The organism is Blautia sp. MB18-30 (genome assembly GCF_023669475.1).
GTDB lineage: Bacteria > Bacillota > Clostridia > Lachnospirales > Lachnospiraceae > Blautia_A > Blautia_A fusiformis.
Genome location: NZ_JAMOYY010000023.1, coordinates 15,711 through 35,101 on the forward strand (window position 1 = coordinate 15,711; position 19,391 = coordinate 35,101).

Annotated in this window: 16 protein-coding genes and 1 tRNA gene; 16 read left to right on the plus strand and 1 reads right to left on the minus strand. The window is 45.8% G+C overall.

Annotated features, from left to right (window positions below; all coding sequences use genetic code 11):
- Window position 1 precedes the first annotated feature (1 nt).
- The 6 genes from NCY57_RS11235 to NCY57_RS11260 all read left to right on the plus strand — a co-directional run bounded on the left by NCY57_RS11235 (window position 2) and on the right by NCY57_RS11260 (window position 7,225).
- The gene (locus NCY57_RS11235) at window positions 2-565 is read left to right on the plus strand and encodes a Fe-S-containing hydro-lyase (protein ID WP_022426051.1); all 564 of its coding nucleotides are present in this window, start codon (window positions 2-4) and stop codon (window positions 563-565) included.
- Between the two features lie 713 nt (window positions 566-1,278).
- A complete protein-coding gene (gene mgtE / locus NCY57_RS11240) occupies window positions 1,279-2,673 on the plus strand; it encodes a magnesium transporter (RefSeq protein ID WP_173739984.1) in 1,395 nt (464 codons plus the stop codon).
- Between the two features lie 248 nt (window positions 2,674-2,921).
- Window positions 2,922-4,313, plus strand: a complete 1,392-nt coding sequence (locus NCY57_RS11245) for an alanine/glycine:cation symporter family protein (protein WP_022427211.1) — start codon at window positions 2,922-2,924, stop codon at window positions 4,311-4,313.
- Window positions 4,314-4,448: 135 nt separating this feature from the next.
- Window positions 4,449-5,051, plus strand: coding sequence for a bifunctional phosphoserine phosphatase/homoserine phosphotransferase ThrH (gene thrH / locus NCY57_RS11250; RefSeq protein ID WP_015524708.1), 603 nt, complete (start codon window positions 4,449-4,451; stop codon window positions 5,049-5,051).
- Between the two features lie 16 nt (window positions 5,052-5,067).
- Window positions 5,068-5,916 carry an alpha/beta hydrolase gene (locus tag NCY57_RS11255; protein WP_015524709.1) on the plus strand — a complete coding sequence of 283 codons (849 nt, stop codon included), beginning with the start codon at window positions 5,068-5,070 and terminating at the stop codon, window positions 5,914-5,916.
- A 202-nt stretch (window positions 5,917-6,118) separates the two neighbouring features.
- Window positions 6,119-7,225, plus strand: a complete 1,107-nt coding sequence (locus NCY57_RS11260; protein WP_173739985.1) for a DUF362 domain-containing protein — start codon at window positions 6,119-6,121, stop codon at window positions 7,223-7,225.
- Between the two features lie 600 nt (window positions 7,226-7,825).
- Here NCY57_RS11260 and NCY57_RS11265 read toward each other — a convergent pair.
- Entirely contained in the window at window positions 7,826-8,413 is a 588-nt protein-coding gene (locus NCY57_RS11265; RefSeq protein ID WP_021650917.1) for a cytidylate kinase-like family protein, read from the minus strand.
- A gap of 309 nt (window positions 8,414-8,722) precedes the next feature.
- On the opposite strand from NCY57_RS11265, the gene NCY57_RS11270 reads away from it, so the two are divergent.
- The 10 genes from NCY57_RS11270 (at window position 8,723) to NCY57_RS11315 (ending at window position 19,361) form a co-directional block, all read left to right on the plus strand.
- Window positions 8,723-9,055: an ABC transporter permease gene (locus NCY57_RS11270; RefSeq protein ID WP_147603047.1), complete on the plus strand. Its 333-nt coding sequence runs from the start codon at window positions 8,723-8,725 to the stop codon at window positions 9,053-9,055.
- A gap of 163 nt (window positions 9,056-9,218) precedes the next feature.
- Window positions 9,219-11,264 carry a M28 family peptidase gene (locus NCY57_RS11275; RefSeq protein WP_244092823.1) on the plus strand — a complete coding sequence of 682 codons (2,046 nt, stop codon included), beginning with the start codon at window positions 9,219-9,221 and terminating at the stop codon, window positions 11,262-11,264.
- Between the two features lie 20 nt (window positions 11,265-11,284).
- The gene (locus tag NCY57_RS11280; RefSeq protein WP_173739986.1) at window positions 11,285-11,920 is read left to right on the plus strand and encodes a GNAT family N-acetyltransferase; all 636 of its coding nucleotides are present in this window, start codon (window positions 11,285-11,287) and stop codon (window positions 11,918-11,920) included.
- Between the two features lie 11 nt (window positions 11,921-11,931).
- Entirely contained in the window at window positions 11,932-13,608 is a 1,677-nt protein-coding gene (locus NCY57_RS11285) for an alpha-glucosidase (RefSeq protein ID WP_173739987.1), read from the plus strand.
- A gap of 122 nt (window positions 13,609-13,730) precedes the next feature.
- On the plus strand, window positions 13,731-14,543 hold the full coding sequence (locus tag NCY57_RS11290) for an FAD binding domain-containing protein (RefSeq protein ID WP_022426069.1): 813 nt from the start codon (window positions 13,731-13,733) through the stop codon (window positions 14,541-14,543).
- Window positions 14,540-15,010 carry a (2Fe-2S)-binding protein gene (locus NCY57_RS11295; protein WP_015524717.1) on the plus strand — a complete coding sequence of 157 codons (471 nt, stop codon included), beginning with the start codon at window positions 14,540-14,542 and terminating at the stop codon, window positions 15,008-15,010. The genes NCY57_RS11290 and NCY57_RS11295 overlap by 4 nt, the downstream gene beginning before the upstream one ends.
- Window positions 15,007-17,301, plus strand: coding sequence for a xanthine dehydrogenase family protein molybdopterin-binding subunit (locus NCY57_RS11300; protein ID WP_173739988.1), 2,295 nt, complete (start codon window positions 15,007-15,009; stop codon window positions 17,299-17,301). The genes NCY57_RS11295 and NCY57_RS11300 overlap by 4 nt, the downstream gene beginning before the upstream one ends.
- Window positions 17,298-18,329, plus strand: a complete 1,032-nt coding sequence (locus NCY57_RS11305; RefSeq protein WP_021978179.1) for a DUF6077 domain-containing protein — start codon at window positions 17,298-17,300, stop codon at window positions 18,327-18,329. The genes NCY57_RS11300 and NCY57_RS11305 overlap by 4 nt, the downstream gene beginning before the upstream one ends.
- A 9-nt stretch (window positions 18,330-18,338) precedes the next feature.
- The gene (locus tag NCY57_RS11310; RefSeq protein WP_118064115.1) at window positions 18,339-19,112 is read left to right on the plus strand and encodes a hypothetical protein; all 774 of its coding nucleotides are present in this window, start codon (window positions 18,339-18,341) and stop codon (window positions 19,110-19,112) included.
- Between the two features lie 177 nt (window positions 19,113-19,289).
- Window positions 19,290-19,361: transfer RNA gene (locus NCY57_RS11315), tRNA-Arg, on the plus strand.
- Window positions 19,362-19,391: the final 30 nt, after the last annotated feature.

A 19,391-nucleotide genomic window follows, 5' to 3' on the forward strand; every position in this document is an offset into this window, starting at 1 on the left:
TATGGAAAGAAGAAAGATCACACTGCCTCTGACAAGAGAGCTGGCAAGAACTCTCCATGCAGGCGACCAGGTTTTACTGACAGGAACTATCTATACATCCCGTGATGCAGGTCACAAGAGAATGTGCGAGGCCCTTGCAAAAGGAGAAAAGATTCCTTTTGACCCTACAGATGCTACCATTTACTATGTAGGTCCGACCCCGGCAAAACCAGGCGAAGTCATCGGCTCCGCAGGCCCTACAACCAGCGGCCGTATGGATGCCTATGCACCGACTATGATGTCCGTAGGCGCCAGAGGAATGATCGGAAAAGGTGCCCGCCTTCCGGAAGTCGTAGATGCAATGAAAAAATATGACGGCGTATATTTCGGAGCCATCGGCGGTGCAGGTGCACTTCTTGCAAAATGCATCAAAAAAGCAGAGCTTATCGCTTACGAAGACCTGGGCGCAGAAGCACTCCGCAAGCTTTATGTGGAAGACATGCCGCTTGTAGTCATCATTGACAGCGAGGGAAATAACCTCTACGAAGAGGGGCGTGCAGAGTACCTGAAAGACCACGCAGAATAATCTTTTGCTCTACAATATGATATTGTGATATATTTCAAAAAGGAATAAAAAGGATAAAAGTCCGACAGTAAATGCTGAAGATCCGTGCAGAAGCATTTGTTGTTGGACTTTTTAATTTGATCCTTTTTGAAAAAACATCATTGATACGATTAACGCAAATGCTGCTGCATAAACATCCACCTCTGTGAAGCATAAAATTTTACCCGGATTTACAATAAATTTAACCATAAATCCGGTTGACAAAACCCGGCCGGGAACGTTATAATGGCCGGGTTGATAAAAAAATTTAAGAAAAAAGGCAGGTGAACAGAATGGACAGTTGTGATTCTCATGGGCGAAGTTGTAGCTCTCAGAGTGAAAGATGGAAAGAACAGAGCGAGATGAGACTGTTCCATTCTGTTTTAAGTGTACAGAATATCTGTGAGAATATTATGTCTGTATATCAGAAGGATATATTTGACAGGATGTATCGGTGCCATCAGAATCTGTACGATATTATTACATTATAATTGTAGCAGGATTATAATAGATATCTTTTTCATTCTTCTCATTCTGAGAATCTTACAGTAAGGCGATCATGTATAAATTCATTTCGCTTTATACTCAAATCCCAAGGAAACACAATCGAAAATCAAACAGCACATAGACATGCTTTAACATGTCTGTTTTTGGTGTGCGTGTTTTGTGCGAAACTATGTGAGGAGGATGAGAAAATGACAAAAAGAAATCAGGATTTTTCAAAAGATATTCTGAGTCTGATCCGAAGCAGTGTTTCTCCGGCAGTTTTAAGTGAAAGGCTGCAGGATTTCCACGAAAACGATCTGGCGGAAGTATTAAGAGAATTAAGCACTGCGGAGCGAAGCAGACTATACCGTATCCTGGAAAGCAGTATGCTGGCAGATGTTTTTGAATATCTGGAGGAAGAAGAAACTGTACAATATCTGGAAGAGATGGATGTAAAAAAAGCGGCAGCCATTCTTTCCAAAATGGAAACCGATGCCCTGGCAGATGTTTTAAAGCAGATCGATAAAGAAAAACGCAAGCTTCTGATCCAGCTTCTGGATGAACAGGTGCGGAAAGATATTGAAATGATCCGTTCCTTTGATGAGGATGAGATCGGAAGCAGAATGACAACGAACTGCATTGTGATCCGTGAAAACCTGACCGTAAAGCAGGCCATGAGTGAGCTGGTTTCCCAGGCGGCAGATAATGATAATATTTCTACGATCTTTGCAGTGACGGACAGAGGGGAGTTTTATGGAGCGCTGGATCTGAAGGACCTGATCACAGCAAGACAGGACCACCCTATGGAAGAGCTGATCGTAACTTCCTATCCATATGTGTATGGTACTGAGCAGATCGACGACTGTATGGAACGGCTGAAGGATTATTCTGAAGATTTCATTCCTGTACTGGACGATGACAATCGTTTCCTTGGAGTGATCACATCCGCAGGGATCATCGATCTGGTAGACGATGAGATGGGAGAGGATTATGCAAAGCTGGCCGGTCTGACTGCAGAGGAAGATCTGAAAGAACCTCTTTTTGAAAGCATGAAAAAAAGAATGCCCTGGCTGATCGTTCTTCTGGGCCTTGGTATGGTGGTATCTTCTGTTGTGGGAATGTTTGAAAAAGTAGTTACCTGTCTGCCGATCATCATGTGCTTTCAGTCTCTGATCCTGGATATGGCAGGAAATGTTGGAACCCAGTCCCTGGCTGTAACTATCCGTGTACTGATGGATGAAACGCTGACGGGCAGACAGAAAGCAGAGCTTGTGCTGAAGGAAATGCGGATCGGTCTTTGCAACGGTGGTCTGCTCGGTATTCTGTCTTTTGTACTGATCGGATTGTATATTTTCTTATTCAAAGGAAAAACACTCGTATTTGCCTATGCGGTATCCGGCTGTATCGGATTATCCCTGCTGGTGGCCATGCTGGTATCCAGTGCAGTGGGAACCTGCATACCGCTGTTTTTCAAAAAGGTTGGTGTGGACCCGGCAGTAGCCTCAGGTCCTCTGATCACTACGATGAATGACCTTGTAGCCGTGATAACATACTATGGAATGAGCTGGATATTCCTGATCGAGATGTTCCACCTGGCTGGCTGAGAGTAAAATGCAGCTATGCTCATAAAAATAGACAGATATCAGAAATCTGTCGAATAACAGAAAAGTTACCAATACAAAAAAATTCCGGATCGAAAGATTCGGGATTTTTCTTTACATACAAACAGAAAGCTATTATAATGAAAGACACGCTTTGCCCGTTTAAAACGTTGCAGAAATAAATACAAACAACGGGCAGAAAAAGAGAACAAAACGATCACATGGGGTGATTGGGGAAAGGAAACAGTAACATGATAGTAACAATGATCGAAAAGGTCTATACATTTCTGTGGGGAGATCTGATAAGGATCCCGCTTCCGGGAGGAAGTACGCTGGGAATCTCACTTCTGATCCTGCTTCTGATTCCGACCGGTATCTATTTTACCATTAGGACAAAGCTTCTGCCGATCCGTCTTTTTCCGGATATGGTACGAGCCCTGTCAGAAAAGAAAAGTGACAAAAATAATCTTTCAGCATTTCAGACGCTGATCGTATCTACAGCTACCCGTGTGGGAATGGGAAACCTGGTCGGTGTGGTAGCTGCGATCTCAGCAGGAGGTGCAGGAGCGGTATTCTGGATGTGGATCACGGCGCTGATTGGTTCCTCTACTGCTTTTATCGAAGCAACCCTGGCACAGCTCTATAAAGAAAAGGATCCTCTTTATGGTGGCTACAGGGGCGGTCCTGCCTACTATATCCACCGTTACTGGGAAGAAAAACAGGGCAGAAAACGAAAAAAGGTTCTGCTTTCCGTTCTGTTTGCCATTTCCGGCCTGATCTGCTGGTGTGGGATCAGTCAGGTTATCAGCAATTCCGTCACGGCGTCTTTCAAAAATGCTTTTGATATTCCGCCGATGTATACTACCATCGTGCTGGTAGTGATCGCAGCTGTGATCGTGCTTCGGAAGAATGCAACGGTTAAAGTTCTGGATCTTCTGGTGCCGGTGATGGCAGTGCTTTATTTTGTGATCACGCTGTTTATTATATTTACAAATCTTGGAAGTATGCCGGGAGTATTTAAACGGATTTTTGAAGAAGCTTTCGGATTTCGTCAGGCTGTTGCCGGCGGATTTGGCGTCGTGCTGATGAATGGAGTAAAAAGAGGTCTGTTTTCCAATGAGGCGGGAAGCGGCTCCGCTCCCTGTGCAGCAGCGGCAGCAGAATGTGACAGTCCGGTAAAAGCCGGATTTGTCCAGGCCCTGGGTGTATTTGTGGATACGATCGTAATCTGCAGCTGTACAGCTATGATCATGCTTCTGGCCCCGGAAGATCTGGTACAGGGGCTTTCCGGAATGGAACTTCTTCAGACTGCCATGCATTATCATATGGGGCAGTTTGGAGTGATCTTTATTGCTGCAACACTGTTTATGTTCAGCTTTTCCACATTCCTGGGAATCCTGTTTTATGCAAGAGGCAATGTGGCTTATCTTTTCGGTGATAACTGGGGTTCACAGACAGGATATAAGGTGCTGGCACTGGTGATGCTGTTTATCGGTGGGATCGCGGCTTACACATTTGTATGGGATCTGGGAGATGTAGGAATCGGCCTGATGACGATCTTTAATATTTTCATGCTGTATCCTCTTGGGGAAAAAGCACTGAAAGAGCTGAAGATCTATGAATCGGAAAAGAAGAAAAAATAAAACTGTTTACAGACCTTGAGAGCATATGGTAATATCAGGGTAAAGCGCTAAAAGATTAAAGAGTTCTGACAGCCGGAAGGAGTCAGACTCTGTGAAATATCAACGGTAAGTTGGATCAAGAGGAGGATATGAAAGATGTATATTACATGTCTGGACGTAGAAGGTGTACTGGTACCGGAGATCTGGATCGCATTTGCAGAGGCAAGCGGAATCCCGGAGCTCAAGAGAACAACCCGTGATGAGCCGGATTATGATAAGCTGATGAACTGGAGACTTGGAATTTTGAAAGAACATGGTCTGGGACTGAAAGAGATCCAGGAGACTATTGCAAAGATCGATCCCCTTCCGGGAGCAAAGGAATTTCTGGATGAGCTGAGATCTTTTTCCCAGGTGATACTGATCAGTGATACCTTTACACAGTTTGCAACTCCGCTGATGGAGAAGCTTGGACGGCCGACACTTTTCTGTAATTCCCTGGAAGTAGCAGAGAACGGAGAGATCACAGGCTTTAAGATGCGCTGTGAGAAATCTAAGCTGACAACTGTGAAGGCACTGCAGTCCATGGGATTTGAGACTATCGCAAGCGGAGATTCCTACAATGATCTCGGAATGATCCAGGCAAGCAAAGCAGGATTCCTTTTCCGCAGCACAGAGCAGATCCGTGCAGATCATCCGGAAATTCCGGCTTACGAAGAGTACGATGAACTTCTTGCAGCGATCAGAGAAGCAATGAAATGAAGAAGGGAAAGTCGGAATGATCAACGAAAGAATTGTGATCGAAGAAAAAACAAAGGACTATAATGAGGCATGGATAGAGACCTATTTCTGGCAGGAGTCGGAAGAACTCTATCCGGGACAGAAGCGTCCGGTCATAGTGATCTGTCCGGGCGGAGCTTATGGCATGACTTCTGACAGAGAGGCAGAAGCCATTGCTGTCCGGTTTATGGGAATGGGCTATCACACAGTGGTACTTCGTTATAGTGTGGCACCTGCCAGATATCCGGTGGCTCTCCGTCAGCTGGCAAAAACAGTAGCTCTTCTCAGAGAGAACAGCGATAAGTGGCATATTGAAAAGAATAAGATCATTGTGTCCGGTTTTTCGGCAGGAGGCCATCTGGCAGCTTCTCTGGGAGTATTCTGGAATACGGAGGAGCTTGCAGGGATCACGGGAATGGAAAACGAGAGGATCCGTCCCAATGGCATGATCCTGAATTATCCGGTGATCACTTCAGGGGAAGTTGGTCATGAAGAAAGCTTTCGAAATCTTCTGGGAGATCGTTATGAGGAGCTGAAAGATCGGATGTCTCTGGAATTTCAGGTTACGGAAGATACACCCAGAACCTTTATTTGGCATACCTTTGAGGATCAGACGGTGCTGCTGGATAATACACTTCTCTTTGTTCAGGCACTCTATAAAAAGGGCATTCCAGTGGAGTATCATGTTTTTCCGCAGGGACCCCATGGGATCGGCCTGGCAAATGAGCTGACTGCCAACGAAAACGGCAGAGGAATCGCAAGAGCCTGTGAACCATGGAGTGAGCTTGCAGGAAAATGGCTGAACCGAGAATTCCCATGGTGGAACGGGGCAAAGATCGAAAGATAATACGAGACTGCTGTGTCGGATAAAATATCCTTTTTACCGGGAAACCGGTAGAGAGGGTATTTTTTATGATTGTGATGCATGTGATGACTGCTGTATTTGTCGGCTGTTTTGTCTGGCTCATCTGATGATAAAAGCTTTGCAGGGCTTTGGTGTGGATCTGGATCAACATTCACATTGCAGAAAGAAAGGAATTTTGATAATTATGGATAAAAATCAGATTTTTATTACCAGTGGTACGGAATATAAAAGAATGACAAAGGAGCTTCTGGAAAAAGCGGATCTTCAATCTCATATCGGGGACAGAAAGAAAAAGATCGGGATCAAGCCGAATCTGGTTTCTCCTTCAGAGGCTTCCTGGGGTGCAACGACTCATCCGGAAGTGGTTGCAGGAATTATCGAGTATCTGAAGGAGCATGGCTTCCGGGATATGGTGATGCTGGAGGGATCCTGGGTAGGAGATAAGACAAGGGAGGCCTTTGAGACCTGTGGCTTTGACAGGCTTGAGGAAGAGTATCAGGTGCCGTTCTGGGATATGCAGAAGGATAAGGGTATTTCTGTGGACTGCGGCGGAATGGAGCTGAATGTCTGCGAGCGGGTAAAGGAGCTTGATTTTCTGATCAATGTGCCAGTTCTGAAAGGCCATTGTCAGACAAAGATCACCTGTGCCCTTAAGAATATGAAGGGGTTGATCCCAAATAAGGAAAAGAGACGGTTTCATTCTCTGGGGCTTCATAAACCCATTGCTCATCTGAATATGGGGATACAGCAGGACTTTATTGTTGTGGATAATATCTGCGGGGATCTGGATTTTGAAGATGGCGGAAATCCTGTTGTGATGAACCGGGTGATTGCTGCCTGTGATCCGGTTCTTGTGGATGCATATGTGTGTCAGATGATGCATTATGAGGTAGCTGAGGTTCCTTATGTGAAGCTGGCAGGTGAGCTTGGAGTGGGCTGTTCAGATATTTCAAAAGCAGATGTCAGATTTCTGGAGGATGGTGCGGATCAGAGGATGCCGGTATCCAGAAAGGTTGTGGAGCTTGCGGATGCCGTGGAGGAAGTGGAATCCTGCAGTGCCTGCTACGGGTATCTGATCCCGGCATTGGAGATGCTGAAGGAAGAGGGGCTTTTTGAGAAGCTGGATGAGAAGATCTGCATCGGACAGGGGTATCGTGGTAAGACGGGAGTGCTTGGTGTGGGACACTGTACCTGTAAGTTTCAGAATTATGTGGAGGGGTGTCCGCCGTTGGAGGGGGATATATATGAGTTTTTGAAGGGGTATATTGGCGAACGGACGCCGGGGAAGTGACAGTCCTCCGGGCCGGACTCCGTCGGGGGATGCTGCTAAGGTTCCGTGAGCCGGCTAAAACCATTGCGGAAGGGCCCAGAACTCGCCTTCGGCTCAAACAGCTGGGCCCTTCCGCAATAACGCCGTCTCCCGCAACCTAACCATCATCACCCCTTCTCCGTAGCAGCCCGGAGGACTGTCACTTCCCCGGCTGACGTTTCAGCCGGAGAGGTAGAAGCGGACGCGTGGTGTCCTGTCCTTACGTTTTGATGAGTTGAGCGTCCGCAGTTGGAGGTGTGGGAAGAATAGCGTCTGGTCAATAAATATTTTGGTGTTGCTCAATGTGTTGGAATGGTGGGAAGGATACGTCTTCTTGTTGAAAGGTGTTATGCCGATGAGATCGGCACAGCCTGGCGTTTTAAACAAACGCAGAATCCATCACCCTGTCAACAACGTAACATAACTAAAACGTACGGTTCATAGCGGGGCCTGAGGGAAGGGGTGCAGGGGAGGGGAAACGGCCTTTCGCAACTACGAGTGCTTCCCCTCCCTTGCGGTTTCACTTACGCTTCCAAAGCGTAAAAACATTTTTCAGAAAAAAATTTTCAGAAAAAAAGAATCCTAAAGACATCTCTTTACAATCTCAATAATCTGCTCCATAGAAAACCGGCTGCTGTCAATACAGAGATCATACTGTGTCATATCCAGCCATTTGCTGTCTGTAAAGTATTCATAGTAAGCCTTTCTCTCTTTATCCATTTTTTTGACCAGCTTCCGTGCGCTGGCTTCTTCTCTGCCGGTACGGCGTATCACATTCTGAACTCTTTCCTCAAAAGGTGCATGGATAAAAAGTTTAAGTGATTTATCCTTCAGGATATTGGTCGCACAGCGGCCGACAATTACGCAGTCCTCTCTCTGCGGAAGAGACAGGATGATCTTTCTCTGGAGATCATAGAGCACATCGTTCATTGGTACAAAAGAGAAATTATCTGTAAACTGCAGCTCACTGTCAACGGGAAATACCCACTGACTGGCTTTTTTCTCGTCTACCTTTGCCAGGGTGTCGAAGGGGATATTGTTTTTCTTGGCAGCCATGTCAATCAGTTCTTTATCATAAAAACCGATGTCCAGGTTTTCAGCCAGAGTCTTGCCGATAAGGCGTCCGTTGCTTCCAAACATACGATTGATGGTGATAATACGTTTTGCCATAAAGATACCTCCTTTATCTCGGACCGGAAGCAGGAATATCTGATTTTCGGTAGTTTTTCTTACTTCTTTTATAACATATTTCGGTAAAAAATACCAGAAAATAATATATAATTTTTAAAATAATATTTAATATATACAAAAAATAATGGTAGCAGACAGAAAATATAATTAATTATTTGTATTTGTATATGAAAAATAGGATGCCCTTTTCACCGGGTTTTCACAGATCACACAAAGACTTTACACATTTTTTTAAAAATATTTTTAAAACAGAGAGAACATACACAGTATATTTGGAGGTTAAGGAAAATGAAACGACGGCGTAAAAGGCTTATGGTGATCATCCCGTTTTCTACTATGACCAGGCTTGCGGATAATGTACTGGATGTGACCATGTTTTACGCATCCGGAGCAGATGAGGATAGCCTGGAGCCGGCAGAAAATGCGTTTACAGAGCTTCTGATGGAACGCTTTGAGCAGGACGAAGACGCTTTTTCCATTGTGAATCAGTCAGAGATCATGGAAGCCATGTCTGGTGTCACCAACACCATGTCTCTGATGATCGGTGTGCTTTTTGGCCTGTATCCGGCTAACAAGGCAGCATCCAGGAAGCCTATTGATGCGCTTCGGTATTCTGGCTAAAAAGAAATTTTAATAACGTGATTTGTGAGATGGATTTTTTGTCAGAACAAATCGCGTTTTTTTATCTGGAAATCCGCACATTGATAAGGTATAATCTATAACAGTTAGAGGAATATCTCTGCCAGGAGGACGGAACTGCCGGCAGGGAACTGCCGAGAAAGGGATGACAGTAAATTTGAACATCGTGGAGAAATGTGTTTCATGCCTGAATATAAAAGAATCTTATGATCTGGCCAGGCGCATGGAACAGGAAAAAACAAATCCGGTTCTGGGATACCGTACAGCAGGCTCCCTGGCAGAGCGAAAAACCGGAGATATGCTTTTGGAAGAAATGAAAAAAGCCGGTCTCACACAGGTAGAAAAAGATAAGATCCGTGTGGATGCATGGGAATTTAAAAAAGCGGTGATGCGCTGCCATGACAGAGAGGGAACCTGCCGGGAGATCCAGCTTGGCGCATATCAGACGGATTTTAAGACCAATGGCTTTCAGAGGTTTGATCTTGTATATCTTGGAAAAGGTACAGCTGACGAATATAAGGATATTGATGTGAAAGGAAAGCTGGTTCTTATCGAGATCAATCAGAGAGAAGAATGGTGGATCAACTACCCGGTGTATCAGGCACACCTGAAGGGTGCAGCAGCTCTGATCGCCGTACAGAGCAGAGGATACGCACAGATCGATGATACGGCTTTGAATGCACAGGATATCGCAGGACCTTCCTGTGCACCTGCATTTTCCATGTCACGGGCAGATTTTCTTATGATCCGTCAGCTGATGGAGGAGAAAAATGAGAATGGGAATCGTGTTCCGGAGCTTTCCGTGGAATTTGATGCGGACACAGAGGTGATCAAAGACCAGTATACCTACAATATCGTTGGCAAAATCCCGGGAACCGATTCGGATTCCATGATCCTGTTAAGTGCTCACTATGATTCCTATTTTGAGGGATTTCAGGACGATAATGCGGCAGTGGCCATGATCATTGGAATTGCCAGGGCGCTGCTCCGTGGTGGCTATAAACCTCGCCATACTATTGTGGTATGTGCGCTTGCAGCAGAAGAATGGGGGATTTCCGACACGAAATATGACTGGTCCACAGGCGCTTATCGTCAGGTGTTTGAGGCAAGACCAGAGTGGTCGGGACATGTGATCGCAGATCTGAATTTCGAACTTCCGGCCCATGCACACAGCACCAGGGATGCAGTGCGCTGTACCTATGAGTATGCGGATTTTGTACGTGGATTTGTGGACGCAGTGCAGATGCCGAAGGGGATTTATCCGGAGGGTATGACTACACTGTATCCCATTGAGACCTGGTCGGATGATTTTACCATGGCGATTTCCGGGATCCCGTCCATGGTCAATGATTTCAGCGGTGGTCCGTTTATGGAAAATTATTATCATTCCCAGTATGATAACCAGGATGTTTATGAGGAAGAAGTATATAAATTCCACCACGAATTTTATCTGAGGCTCCTTCTTGCTATTGACAGTCTTGCACTGCCGCCGATGGATTTCGGACGGGCACTGGCCGGTAGTATTGAGAGCTTGGATCTGGATCTGTGTATGCAGACCGGCGCCAACGGTGTTCTCCTTCTGGAAAAAACAGAAGAAGCGAAAAAAGCAGCTGCCATTCTTTCAGAGCAGGTGCGCCGCTTCAACAGCATTCCGGAAGAAAAACGTGACTGGAAAAAAGCCGATGCCATCACCGAAAAGCTTCTCGGTGTATTTCGGAAATCCCAGGATTATCTGGTGCGTCTGGACTGGGATGACAATGTGATCTTTCCCCAGCAGGCCGTACAGAACAATCTTTATGCACTGAAGAAAGCGATGGGATATCTGGAAAAAGGAGAGATCGCACCTGCGCTGGAGGCTTTTTACAGTATTGACAACAACTGCTATGCCTTTCAGTTTGAGCGGGAAGTCTTTTATCATTTTACGGAATATATCTTGAAGCAGTCCCCGGATCGCCTGATGTGGGGAAAGGGCAGGATCATCCACCATGAGAACCTTTATGATCTTGTGGAAAGGCTGAAGGAAAAGAAGCCGGGTGACAGCCTGGAGGCAGAAAAGCAGAGCCTCAAGGAAGCCTGGGAAAGACAGAAGCGTTATTATGCGGATGATATTGAATATCTGATCCGTGCAGCGGAAAAGCTCAGGAATCTGATCTGCGAGGTCAGTGATATGTTTGAAAAAGGAACAGAATAAAACCATACCTGGAGGAAAGAATGGAAAGCCATAATTTATACCGAGTGAAAGAAGAAGATCTGGATAAGCTGATCCGGATATTGACCGTATGTTTTTCGGAGGATCCTCTGTATCATGCACTGATCCCGGACAGGGATACCAGAGAACGGCTGATGCCGGAGCTTTTTACCTGTGATCTTACGGAGTTTTTTGAGACCTGCGAGATTTATGCAGACAGCAGTGAGTTGAACAGTATCCTGGTAGTATCCGACGGAACGGAGCATGAAGCAGCCTTACATAATCTGATGGTGGATTTTTTTGCCCTTCTGAAAACAGATGGCTATCTGATCAAAGAGGATCCAAGTCTTGCGACCTTGCGGAAATTCATCCAGGGAAAAGACTATCTGAATTCCAGCTGGACTTCCCAGCTTCATACAGCAGAAAGACTTCATGTGATCTATCTGGCAGTGGCGCCGAAGATGCAGCATCACGGTCTTGCTGAAAAGCTGATGGATGAGGTGATCAATTATGCGGACAGGCATAAGTTGATGATCTCTCTGGAAACCCATAATCCGGCAAATGTTTCTATGTATGAGAAATTCGGATTTAAATTATACGGCATTGTACAGAAAAAAGGATTTGATCTGAAGCAGTACTGCATGATCAAACAGGCATAGGAGGAATTACGATGAAACGAAAATGGTGGCATGACAAAGTGGTATATCAGATATACCCCAAGAGCTTTTATGATTCCAACGGAGACGGAATCGGAGACATCCCAGGAATCATCAGCAAGCTTGATTATCTTAAGGAACTGGGAGCAGATATCCTCTGGCTTTCCCCAATCTATAAATCTCCCCTTGCAGACCAGGGATATGACATTGCAGATTATTATGCGATTGATCCGAGGTTTGGGACCATGGAGGATATGGATCGTCTGATCGCAGAAGCAAAAAAAAGAGAAATGTACATCCTTATGGATCTGGTGGTAAATCACTGCTCCGATGAGCATGAGTGGTTTCAGCAGGCCATTAAGGATCCGGACGGAAAGTATGGAAATTTCTTTTATATCCGGGACAAAAAGGATGGCAAAGCTCCCTGCAACTGGAGAAGCTATTTCGGTGGTCCGGCATGGGAAGAGCTTCCGGGACATCCGGATAAACAGTATCTCCATGTATTCCACAAGAAGCAGCCGGATCTCAACTGGGAGAATCCTGAAGTAAGAGAGGAAGTCTACAAAAACATCCGCTGGTGGATGGAAAAAGGGCTTGGCGGATTCCGTATTGATGCCATTATCAATATCAAGAAGAAGCTTCCGTTTTCCGATTATCCTGCCGATCGTGCAGATGGGCTCTGCAGCGTCGGGAGGATGCTGGAGGAGGCAGAAGGGATTGGAGAATTTCTGGGAGAGATGGCTGAGAAGTGTTTTCATCCCTATGATGCTTTTACTGTAGGAGAGGTCTTCAATGAAAAGGAAGATGAGATCAAAGATTTTATCGGAGAAAACGGATATTTTTCATCCATGTTTGATTTTGAAGAAACCTGTTACGGAAAGAGCGAGGATGGCTGGTATGCATCCAAACCGTACCTGACTCCGGAAGAGTACAAGAAGTGTATTTTCCATACGCAGAAAAAGATTGGGGATACCGGCATGATCTCCAACATTATTGAGAATCATGATGAGCCAAGAGGTGTCTGTCACTATATTTCTCCGGAAGACCGCTGTCCGGATTCAAGGAAGCTCCTGGCAGGTGTTTATTTTCTGCTGAAGGGAATTCCGTTTATTTATCAGGGTCAGGAGATCGGTATGGAAAATATGGAGTTTACTTCTATGGATCAGATCGATGACATCAGTACCATCGATGAATACCAGGTAGCGCTCCGTGCCGGATGCAGTGAAAAAGAAGCGCTTGATGCTGCTTCCGCATTTTCCAGAGACAATGCCAGAACTCCGGTACAGTGGAGCGCAGAGAAAAATGCGGGATTTTCAGAAGGAGAGCCGTGGCTTGGGGTCAATCCCAATTATAAGGAGATCAATATAGAGTCTCAGTTAACGGATAGTAACTCCCTCCTTTCTTTCTACAAAAAGCTGACTGCACTGAGAAAAGCTCCGGAATATAAAGAAACGCTTGTATACGGAACATTCGCTCCATATCAGGAAGAACAGAAGAATCTGATCGCATATACAAGAAACGGTGAGAAAAATCTTCTGATCCTGGGAAATATGCAGGCACAGTCACAGAAGGTATCTTTGCCGGGAGAAGTAAAAGAGGTGCTTCTGAATAATCAGAAAGCTGTGGAGATCACAGAAAAAGAGATCATTTTGAAACCGTATCAGTTTATCGTTCTGGAGACCGCTGTCTAATGCGGCGTCAGAACAGCAGAGAAAAAAACAATAGCTATTTAGCTGACAGTCTGTTAAAATAAATGTTCGGCTGAAAAAACAGCCGTAAAGAAAGAGAATGAGAATTCAGAAGGGAATAAAGTATGCTGAAGATAAAGAATTACGTAAAGGCAGAAAGCCTTGAACAGGCATATGAACTGAACCAGAAAAGAACAGCCTGTGTGCTGGGCGGTATGGTCTGGCTGAAAATGGGAAACCGGAACATCATGACAGCCATTGATCTGTCAGGTCTTGGGCTGGATACTATTACAGAAACAGAAGAAGCATTTGTGATCGGCTGTATGACACCACTTCATGCGCTGGAAACCCACAAAGAGCTGAATGCCTATACAAACAGTGCTATCCGTGAAAGTGTACGGCACATTGTGGGTGTGCAGTTTCGAAACTGTGCCACAGTGGGCGGAAGTATTTTCGGAAGATTCGGATTTTCCGATGTACTGACCATGTTTCTGGCACTGGATACCTGGGTGGAGCTGTACAATGGAGGAACCATTCCGCTGGCACAGTTTGCATCCATGGAAAAGGATAACGATATCCTGGTAAATATCATTGTAAAAAAACAGCCGCTGAACAGTGTGTACTTAAGTCAGCGGAACAATTCCACAGATTTTCCTGTGCTCACCTGTGCGGCCGCTCTTATTGACGGAAAAGCAAGAACTGTCATTGGGGCCAGACCCGGAAAAGCAATGATCGTGGAAGATGAAGAGGAAATCTTAAAAGATTTTGTACAGATGAATGCACAGCAGAAAAAGGATGCAGCAGCATCTTTTGCCGCATATGCAGCGGAACATGTTTCTACAGACAAGAACATGCGTGCTTCAAAAGAATACAGAAGTCTTCTTGTGAAAGTCCTTACAAGAAGAGCCTGGGAAGAGATCGGAGGGAGAGCAGAATGAATATCACTTTCTGGCTGAATGGTGTAAAACGGCAGGCAGAGGTACGTCCGGATGAACTGCTTCTGGATTTCCTGCGGAAAAACAGCTGTTACAGCGTAAAACGTGGCTGTGAGACTGCAAACTGTGGTCTCTGTACTGTGCTGATGGATGAACGTCCGGTACTGTCCTGCTCCATGCTGGCTGCCCGCGCAGACGGGAAACGGATCGTGACTCTGGAGGGAATGCAGGAGGAAGCAAAGGAATTCGGCGCTTTTATGGCAAATGAGGGAGCAGAGCAGTGTGGCTTCTGCAATCCGGGATTTATCATGAATGTATTTGCCATGTTAAAGGAACTGGAAGATCCCACAGAAGAGGATATCCTGGAGTATCTTTCCGGAAATCTGTGCCGTTGCTCGGGATTTGTGGGACAGACCAGAAGTATCCTGAAATTTCTCGACTATAAAAAAGGACAGGAGGAAGGAAAATGAAATACGTAAACAAGCCGGTGCCAAAAACAGATGCAATGTCGCTGGTAACCGGAAAACCGGTCTATACCGATGATCTCGCACCTTCTGACTGCCTGATCGTCAAGATCTTAAGAAGTCCTCATGCCAATGCCTGGGTGGAAGAGATCAAGACAGATGCTGCAAAGAAGATCGAGGGGATTGCCTGTGTTCTGACCTATGAGGATGTTTCCCACAAAAGATTTACCCTGGCCGGGCAGACAGCGCCGGAGATCAGTCCATGGGATCGCTATATCATAGATAAGCATGTGCGTTTTGTAGGGGATCCGGTTGCCATCGTAGCCGGTGAGACAGAAGAGGCAGTAGATAAAGCCTTGAAACGCATTAAGGTAAAATATCGTGTGGAGGAAGCAGTTCTGGATATCCACACAGCCAAGGATAATCCCATTCTGGTGCACCCGGAGGATGACTGGTATATGCCGATCCCGGCCGGCGGAGATAATAAGCGTAATCTCTGTTCCTCCAATGTAGAAGAAGTGGGTGATGTGGATGCCATGCTGGAAAAATGTGCGTATACAGTAGATCAGGTTTACCACACAAAGGCAAACCAGCAGACCATGATGGAGACCTTTCGTACCTACTGTTATATGGACCATTTTCAGAGACTGACGGTGGTTTCTTCCACCCAGATCCCGTTCCATATCCGAAGGATCGTAGGAAATGCGCTGAACATTCCGTCTTCCAAAGTTCGTGTGATCAAGCCTCGTATCGGCGGGGGCTTTGGTGCAAAACAGTCTTCTGTCAGTGAGGTTTTCCCGGCGCTGGTAACATGGGTTACCGGGCGTCCGTCCAAGATCGTTTTTTCCAGAAAGGAATCCATGATCGCGTCTTCTCCGCGTCATGAGATGGAAGTCCATATCCGTATGGGTGCAGACGAAAACGGTATTGTAAAGGCGATCGATCTTTATACTCTTTCCAACACTGGTGCCTATGGAGAGCATGGGCCTACAACCGTAGGACTTTCAGGCCATAAATCCATTGCGCTGTATCGTCATACGGAAGCCTACCGTTTTGCCTATGATGTTGTTTACACCAATATGCAGGCAGCTGGCGCTTATCGTGGCTATGGTGCCACACAGGGTATTTTTGCTGTGGAGTCTGCAGCAGATGAGCTGGCTCATAAGATGGGGATGGATCCGGTAAAATTCCGTGAGCTGAACATGCCTATGGAGGGAGAGGCACTTCCAGGATATCCGGATGTACCGATCAACGGCAGTTGTACCATGGATAAATGCCTTGCCCGTGCAAAGGAAATGATCGGATGGGATGAGAAATATCCGTTCCGTGATATGGGTAACGGCAAAGTACGGGGTGTCGGTATCGCTATGGCCATGCAGGGCTCATCTATTGCAGGGATCGATGTCGGCGGAGCAGACATTAAATTAAATGAGGATGGTTCCTATACCCTGGCACTTGGATGTTCTGATATGGGAACCGGCTGTGATACCATTCTTGCTCAGATGGCAGCAGACTGTCTGGATACAGATATGAAAAATATCGTGGTATTCAGTGTGGATACAGATATTTCTCCCTATGATTCCGGTTCTTATGCATCTTCTACAACCTATGCAACCGGAAATGCCGTGATCCAGGCCTGCGGAGAACTCAGAAAGAGAATCCACGCTTTTGGCGCACAGATGCTTGGAGTATCTGCAGAGGATTCTGATTTTGACGGAGAAAAAGTCCGCACAGAAGACGGAAAAGAGGTAACGCTGCAGCAGATCGCAGGAAAAGCGACCTGTGGAGTCTGCAGTGAGCTTCAGGTTGTAAAAGAATATTCTTCTCCGATCTCTCCGCCACCGTTTATGGTAGGTGCCGCTGAAGTGGAGGTCGATAAAGAGACCGGACAGATCGATGTCATTGATTATGTGGGCGTGATCGACTGTGGAACTCCGATCAATCCAAATCTTGCCAGAGTGCAGGCAGAAGGCGGTATCGGTCAGGGCATCGGAATGGTCCTGTATGAGGATGTGCAGTATACAGACAAGGGAAAGATCCGGAACAATTCGTTCATGCAGTATAAGATCCCCAACCGTATGGATATCCCGAAAGTACGGATCGAGTTTGAGAGCAGTTACGAAAAGACCGGCCCATTCGGTGCAAAATCCATCGGTGAGCTTGTAATCGATACACCTTGCCCTGCGATTGCCAATGCCGTTTACAATGCAACCGGTGTCCGTGTCCGTGAACTCCCGATCACTCCGGAAAAAGTTGCGATGGGAATTCTTGAGCAGGAAGCCGGAGAGAAGAAATGAATATGGTGATCAAATGTCTGCTGGCAGCTTTATGGCTGCTGGCAGTTCCGTGGGCGGCCGGAGGGGTAGTTCTCTGTAAAAGTAAAAAAAGTTCGATGGGAATGAACCTTCTTGCAGGATATCTTATGATGTTTTCCTTTGCAGAGATTTTGGCGCTGGCGGCAATCTGGGCTAAACTGCCATTGCATGTCCTGAAATACAGTCTTGCCGCTGTAATGGCATCAGCTGCTGTTTTGGGGATTGTCCTGGCACTGGTAAAACGGAATGGTTTTACGGGAAATGGTGAGAAGACGGGCAAAATGTCTTTTTATTTTGTTGTAGCTGCAATACTGATCTTACTCCAGCTTGTGGCTGCTTCATTTTTGGCTCATATGGATGCGGATGACGCTTTTTATGTGGCAACAGCTACAACATCTGTCCATACGGATACCGTTTTTTCCATTAATCCGTATACCGGATATTCCTATACACGATTACCAAGCAGGTATGTTTTGTCGCCGTTTCCGATATTTCTTGCAGTGATCAGTTCTCTTGTAGGACTTCATCCGGCAATTGTGGCGCATGTGATATTTCCTGTAGTCTTTATTTTTATGGCATATCTGGTTCTGTATCAGTATGCGAAACGGTGGTTTCCGGAGGATGAACATGCGAGGGGGATCTTTATGATCTTTTGTGCGGTACTGATCTGGTTTTCGGCATATTCCGTTTATAATTCTGAGAATTTTCAGATGATCCGTATCTGGCAGGGAAAAGCATGCCTGGCATCGGTTTTTCTACCTCTGCTTCTATATCTTGGCATAGGTATCATTCTGGAAAAAGAACAGGAATATTCATGGCTGCTGCTTTTACTGGCAGATATTTCTTGCTGCCTCCTTTCTTCCATGGGAATTATTCTGGCCTGTATGATGCTGGTGATCCTTCTGATCATGGGACTGGTACGGTTTCACAGTCTGCAGAAAGCAGCATGTACGGCTTTGTGCTGTCTGCCGTCGCTGCTTCTTGGACTTGTGTATATTATGATCCGATAGGAGAAAATAATGAAAGAAATAATTGCATGGACAGTTAATGTGTGGAGGATGTACTGGGGAAATGGCTGGATACCGTATCTTCTGGCTCTTGGCGGAGCATGTGCACTGATTTTTGGGAAAAAGAAAAAAAACAGTCTCAGTCTGGTTTTATATTCCGTTTTTCTTCTGGTATTGTTTTTCTGTCCGTTTTCCGGACGGGTGATTATGAAATGTATAGGAAAAATCGTGTACTGGCGTGTTTTGTGGCTTTTACCTACGGTTCCGCTGATCGCAGGCGGTTTTACAGAGCTTGTCCGAAGAAGTCGCAACCGGATCGTGCAGGTGATCCTGGTGCTGGTTTTGACAGGAGTTATTGCTGCTTCTGGGACCGGAATGATAAAAGCAGGAAATTTCGAAAGAGTTTATAACCGCCAGCAGGTACCGGATCAGATCGCAATGATCTGTAACCGGATCAATGAGGACAGAGAAGGAAAGGAAGTGCGGATCGCCGCAGATGAATATACGGCATCCTATATCCGGGTGTATGATCCTTCCCTGAAAATGGCCTACGGACGCAGAGGGGATGGTGCTGTAGGTAAGAAGGCAAGAGTTCTGTATAAACAGATCACTTCGGAAGTCCCCGATGGAAAAAAGACTTCCAGCCTGGCAGATGCCGTTCACTGTACATATGTGGTGATGGTACCTCCGGATGAAAATTTTGTTCTGGATATGGTGGCCGGCGGCTACCAGGTTCTGGATACGGTAAGTCCGTATTATATATTTTCGTGTGATAAATATAAATGAATATGTTTCTGGTACAGTTTACTTCAGAATCTGTACCGGAAATAATATGAAATGTGTGATGAATGTACACTGTTTAAAAAAATCTTTACAATTTTATGTTTATGTGCTACAATCAAAGACAGTGTAAGCCAACTTTGATAATTTCATACCTGATTTAGAAGTTATGTTTTTCATTATGCACCTGTAGCTCAGTGGATAGAGCAGTGGTTTCCGGTACCATGTGCGGGGGTTCGATTCCCTTCAGGTGTGTTACCCGGAACAGTGGGAATTGTTCCGGCG

Excerpts from the sequence above, each read along its gene's own strand:
- NCY57_RS11275 (WP_244092823.1), top strand. The coding sequence starts at position 9,219 with ATGACAGTAAATTTGAACATCGTGGAGAAATGTGTTTCATGCCTGAAT.
- NCY57_RS11295 (WP_015524717.1), top strand. The coding sequence starts at position 14,540 with ATGAATATCACTTTCTGGCTGAATGGTGTAAAACGGCAGGCAGAGGTA.
- NCY57_RS11265 (WP_021650917.1), bottom strand. The coding sequence starts at position 8,413 with ATGGCAAAACGTATTATCACCATCAATCGTATGTTTGGAAGCAACGGA.
- NCY57_RS11310 (WP_118064115.1), top strand. The coding sequence starts at position 18,339 with ATGAAAGAAATAATTGCATGGACAGTTAATGTGTGGAGGATGTACTGG.
- NCY57_RS11300 (WP_173739988.1), top strand. The coding sequence starts at position 15,007 with ATGAAATACGTAAACAAGCCGGTGCCAAAAACAGATGCAATGTCGCTG.
- NCY57_RS11290 (WP_022426069.1), top strand. The coding sequence starts at position 13,731 with ATGCTGAAGATAAAGAATTACGTAAAGGCAGAAAGCCTTGAACAGGCA.
- thrH (WP_015524708.1), top strand. The coding sequence starts at position 4,449 with ATGTATATTACATGTCTGGACGTAGAAGGTGTACTGGTACCGGAGATC.
- NCY57_RS11245 (WP_022427211.1), top strand. The coding sequence starts at position 2,922 with ATGATAGTAACAATGATCGAAAAGGTCTATACATTTCTGTGGGGAGAT.
- NCY57_RS11305 (WP_021978179.1), top strand. The coding sequence starts at position 17,298 with ATGAATATGGTGATCAAATGTCTGCTGGCAGCTTTATGGCTGCTGGCA.
- NCY57_RS11270 (WP_147603047.1), top strand. The coding sequence starts at position 8,723 with ATGAAACGACGGCGTAAAAGGCTTATGGTGATCATCCCGTTTTCTACT.
- NCY57_RS11235 (WP_022426051.1), top strand. The coding sequence starts at position 2 with ATGGAAAGAAGAAAGATCACACTGCCTCTGACAAGAGAGCTGGCAAGA.
- NCY57_RS11285 (WP_173739987.1), top strand. The coding sequence starts at position 11,932 with ATGAAACGAAAATGGTGGCATGACAAAGTGGTATATCAGATATACCCC.
- NCY57_RS11280 (WP_173739986.1), top strand. The coding sequence starts at position 11,285 with ATGGAAAGCCATAATTTATACCGAGTGAAAGAAGAAGATCTGGATAAG.
- NCY57_RS11260 (WP_173739985.1), top strand. The coding sequence starts at position 6,119 with ATGGATAAAAATCAGATTTTTATTACCAGTGGTACGGAATATAAAAGA.
- mgtE (WP_173739984.1), top strand. The coding sequence starts at position 1,279 with ATGACAAAAAGAAATCAGGATTTTTCAAAAGATATTCTGAGTCTGATC.
- NCY57_RS11255 (WP_015524709.1), top strand. The coding sequence starts at position 5,068 with ATGATCAACGAAAGAATTGTGATCGAAGAAAAAACAAAGGACTATAAT.